The 4,105-nt window shown below is 67.8% G+C and carries 3 protein-coding genes and 2 pseudogenes; 1 reads left to right on the top strand and 4 read right to left on the bottom strand.

Annotated features, from left to right (window positions below; translation table 11 throughout):
- Positions 1-433: 433 nt before the first annotated feature.
- Positions 434-1,309, bottom strand: coding sequence for a hypothetical protein (locus tag AB0O76_RS43860; RefSeq protein ID WP_365503569.1), 876 nt, complete (start codon positions 1,307-1,309; stop codon positions 434-436).
- A gap of 97 nt (positions 1,310-1,406) precedes the next feature.
- A complete protein-coding gene (locus AB0O76_RS43855; protein ID WP_365503566.1) occupies positions 1,407-1,850 on the bottom strand; it encodes a hypothetical protein in 444 nt (147 codons plus the stop codon).
- 483 nt (positions 1,851-2,333) lie between these two features.
- On the opposite strand from AB0O76_RS43855, the gene AB0O76_RS43850 reads away from it, so the two are divergent.
- On the top strand, positions 2,334-2,735 hold the full coding sequence (locus tag AB0O76_RS43850) for a transposase (protein ID WP_365503563.1): 402 nt from the start codon (positions 2,334-2,336) through the stop codon (positions 2,733-2,735).
- A gap of 419 nt (positions 2,736-3,154) precedes the next feature.
- Here the strand turns inward: AB0O76_RS43850 and AB0O76_RS43845 are convergent.
- A pseudogene (locus AB0O76_RS43845) lies at positions 3,155-3,316 on the bottom strand (hypothetical protein); the annotation flags it as partial.
- A pseudogene (locus AB0O76_RS43840) lies at positions 3,265-3,981 on the bottom strand (transposase); the annotation flags it as partial. The pseudogenes AB0O76_RS43840 and AB0O76_RS43845, both read right to left, overlap by 52 nt.
- Positions 3,982-4,105: the final 124 nt, after the last annotated feature.

Genomic DNA, 4,105 nt, shown 5'->3' with positions numbered 1-4,105 from the left:
GAGTAGGGGGCTTTGGTGGGCCTGTGGCTTTGATTGGCGCCGGGGCCGCCCGGTTGTCCCGAGGTTGGCGGTTCCGGGCCGGGTGTAAAGGGCGCACCGCTGCGCTACGCGTCGGCTGCGCCGATTCCGCTTCGCTTCACCCTTGACACCCAACCCTCCACCGCGAGAAGCGAATTGACCGGGCCCAAGGACGTCTTCCCGGCCGGACACGAACGCCTGACGCTGTGTCTCGCCACCCGGCTGGCCACCGTGACCGGTGGCGACGGGCACAGCCGTGGCCAGGATGCCCGGTCAGGCGGAGCCGGTGAGGGAGTCACCCGGCTGGAAGTCAGTCGGTGGAACATCAGGCTCGTCTGTGCTCATAGCCCTCATAGTCCGGTCCTCGCACCCTGTTGACCACCACAGTCACCCGTGCGGCCCGAAGGGAACCGGGTCAGGAATCGGGCGAGCCGGTCCTGCTGTGACGCTGTGCATTCTCCAGATAGCGGTTCCGGGCGTCACCGATCCGCTGGAAGCGTTCCGCGTGATCCTTGATGGTCTGGTGTTGCAGGGCGGCGTCAGCGCGCCACCATACGGGTACGAGGTGTGTCTTGAGCTTGCATTCGACATCGTCCTGGGCTGTGGCGGTCTCTGCGCGGGTGGGGTGTTCTCCCGTCCACCGGGCATCGTCGTTCGGAGCCATCGGATCGCGGTAGTCATGGCCCCGGCCCCGCATGCAGGCCCGCCACGCGGCGAACACTTTCTGGACGGCGGGTGCTTGCTGGGACTTCTTGTATGCGGTCAGGGATGCTTCGTTGACCAGATCGGAGTTCACCTTTGGCACATCGCGCATCAACTCGTGCTGGGCGCGCGCCGCGCAGCCCGATTGGCCATCGGCACCGTAGGCGGCCTTCCGCTGCCGTGCGGTAAGGCCTGCGTCCCGTTGTCCCATAGCCCTTTCCGCGGCCGCGGAGGCCGGATCGGGGATGGGGCGGTAGCCGTAACGTGCCGCCACTGCAGGTTCAGCCAGGCCGTATCGGCCACGGTTCGGCCATGTTTTGGTTACCGGGTGCGGGAGTTCAGGCCAGTCGAGTCCCTGGCGCGCCATACACGACGTGGTCAACTTCTCCTGCGCCGTGGCGGCCAGGGCGGCGCTGCGGCCGTCCAACTGGTAGGCGTCAAGGGGCAGGACGAGGGCGCGGACCTCCCGGCTGGGAGCGGGCGGCGGGCCCGGTGGGCGGGCGCCGTCGCTCGCCGGGGGGCCGGCACAGCCCACGGCGAGCAGCAGCGTGAAGGCCCCCGCGGTCGCCATACGCTTATGCATGGTCATCAGCTCCCAGGAAGGCCGGGGGCGGCAGGTGGTGCCGTACCCCCGGCGAACGTGCGAGTTCACCTCGTGTGACGGGGTCGCTCAGTTGGCTCTGGGGTCAGGGGCACGACTTGTACAGCGAGCTCGTCTTGTACTTCACGCGGGTGTCCTTCAGGTCGCTCGACCATGTCCAGGGGTGGAAGGTCCAATAGGAACCCCGGTTGTAGTAATTCGTCCACAGCGTCCAGTAGCAGCCGCGGGTGAGGTTCTTCACCGAGCGGAGGTTGTCATTGACTTTGTGCCCGTTGTTGTATTTGTTGTCGGATAGCTTCATGTCCGACTTGCAGAACGCCTTGTATCCGCCCGTGTAGCGGCCGTACTCGTACGTGTGCAGTGGATTCGCGCAGGCCGCCGCGGTCGGTCCCGCGGCGCTGTCCGCGACGGCCGCAGGCCGCGGGGCCTTCGGCGTGCTGTGGGCCTGTGCGGTGGGCACGGCCAAGGCCAGGCTGGCGCCCAGGGCTACAGCGGCGGTGGCCAGAGGGAGGCTCTTGGATGGATTCATGGAATGACTTCCTTCGTGACTCTTGATCTGGGGCCGGACCGCTGTGTCGCGCCTCGCATAGGTACGAGGCGTGTGTCCGGCTGCGCCGGGGTGCGCCCGTGGCCGTGGTGCCGTGCTGGGGTGACCGGTCGGGATCAGCGCGGGAGGGTATGGGTGGGGCGTCGTGAGAAGGAGTTGGACCCGGACACCTGATCTGGGCAGGTCACCCGCGTCGTCGTGCTGCGGGCGGGTCTGCCCCGGTGTGGTCAACAACTTAGGACGCTCGTAGCCGAGGAGCGTCAACCCGGCGGTGGAGTGTGGTGTCAACTCTCACGGTACAGCCGAAAGCCGCTGCAACTCCCGATGTACCTCGCCAGTTGGACATCAGGACCCTGCCGTGCCAGATGTCTGTCCACAAGGGCCTCGTTCTGGCGGAAGCCCCGTGGCCTCCCCCATTACGGTCTTCGTAGCCCCGCAACGGGGCTACCGGCCTTCGGAGTTGGCATGACTACCTCCCCTTGTCGAGTGCATGGCCCCGGCCAGCTGCTGATCACGGACAAGGGCTTCGCGTCCAAACCGTTCGAACGCTCCCTGTCCGAACAGGGCATCACCCTGCTGCGGCCCTCGACCAAACGCGAAGCCACCCGGCCCAGCGAGCCGCTGCTCAAGAAGGTCCGCCAGCTGATCGAGTCGGTCAACGACACCCTCAAGGGCCAGCTCAACCTGGAACAACACGGCGGACGCACCTGCGAAGGCATCGCCGTACGCGTCGCACAGAGAGTCCTGGCACTGACCGCCGCGATCTGGCACAACTTCCACACCAGCCAAACGGGGGGCTGGCGGGGGCGGACCAGGGTGTGCGTGTCGTGGCGTCGACGCGCGGTCAGCCTGATATGCGCGGGTTGAACCGCATGACCGGTTGTGCGTCGGGAACGGGCCGCTCATCTAATACCGGGCGTGGCCCGCAAGGAGCGGGCTGCTCATAGGAATTCCGCGGATCGTTCCTCGCGCTGCACGGTCCCCCGGGCTGTGGCCCCCGCCAGCGGCTTTCGCGGAGGCGTCGATGGGTGTCAGTCCTCCATGATGGCCAGGCTCCAGCACCAGCCGGACAGTTCCCGGGCGACGGCCACGACGCTGATGGTGGAGCGTTTGCGGCGGGCGTCCTGGTTCACCCAGCGTCGGTGCAGGCGTCGGTTGCCCCGTTCGGCGCGTTGCCGGACAGGGGCGGCGACGTGGTCGAGGCGGGCCTGGAGGCCGGCGCCGGGGCAGCGGTAGGGACGACGGTGGTGCCAGGCGGCCTCCACCAGGAGCCGTCGGGCATGGGTGTTGCCCGTCTTGGTGATACCTCCCTGGCGGCGCTGGCTGCCGGAGGATCGCTGGGGACAAGCCCCAGGTAGGAGCCGACCGTCGAGCCGGTGAAGCGGTGCCAGTCGCCGATCTCCACAGCGAGGCCGAACGCAGTGAAGGTACTCACCCCGCGCAGGCAAGCCAGCCGACGGACAACCGGGGCCCAGGCCGGCTGGGCGGCGAGTTCGGTGATGGCCGCATCCAGGCGGGCCCGACGTGCCTCGAGGGCCAGCACCGTCTCCAGTGCCTCGTCGTAGGCGACCCGCAGGCCGAACTTGTCGAAGCGGTGGCCGGTCAGCCACTGGTGATGGGCAGCGGTCCAGGCCCTGCCGTCGGTGTAGACGATGCCGCGGCGCAGCAGCAGCTTGGCCACGCTGTGGCGGGCGCTCATCAGGCCGGCGCGGACATCGTCGCGTGCCCGGGTGAGGTCCCGGGCAGCCTCCTGTTCCAGGTCACGCACCCGCACTGCGGGCAGCTCGTCCAGGCGGAGCAGTTTCGCGAGCCGCTGGGCGTCACACTTGTCGGTCTTGACCCGGTCTCCGGGCGGCCGTTCCATTTTCGACGGTGCCGCCACCACGCAGCGGATACCTGCCTGTTGGAGGGCTCGTGCAAGGACGAAGCCGGTCGGTCCGGCCTCGTACGCCACGGTGATTGGTTGAGGAAGCCTGCTGACCCAGGCCACTACGTCCGCCGTGTTGACGACGAGCCGGTCGGTAAAGATCTCACCGGTCGTGCCGTCCAGGGCCCAGGCTGTGGTGGAGCGGGCATGGACATCCAGGCCGACCGAAGTACGCTCGGAAAACATCCGGTGCCTCCCGGTAAATGCGGCACTACTGCTGCGTTCCTCAAAGGATGTACATGTAGCGACGCCTGCGTGTGCGGGTGGGAGGGGGCGGACGGCCCCAAATCCACGGCTGTGCCTGGGCATT

The sequence above is a fragment of the Streptomyces sp. NPDC086554 genome, from assembly GCF_040686095.1.
Lineage (GTDB): Bacteria > Actinomycetota > Actinomycetes > Streptomycetales > Streptomycetaceae > Streptomyces.
Note: the sequence above shows the minus strand (reverse complement) of the source record. Positions and strands in the feature narration are given on the sequence as shown.

Coding starts and splice junctions, on each gene's coding strand:
- AB0O76_RS43860 (WP_365503569.1), bottom strand. CDS start 1,309: ATGACCATGCATAAGCGTATGGCGACCGCGGGGGCCTTCACGCTGCTG.
- AB0O76_RS43855 (WP_365503566.1), bottom strand. CDS start 1,850: ATGAATCCATCCAAGAGCCTCCCTCTGGCCACCGCCGCTGTAGCCCTG.
- AB0O76_RS43850 (WP_365503563.1), top strand. CDS start 2,334: ATGACTACCTCCCCTTGTCGAGTGCATGGCCCCGGCCAGCTGCTGATC.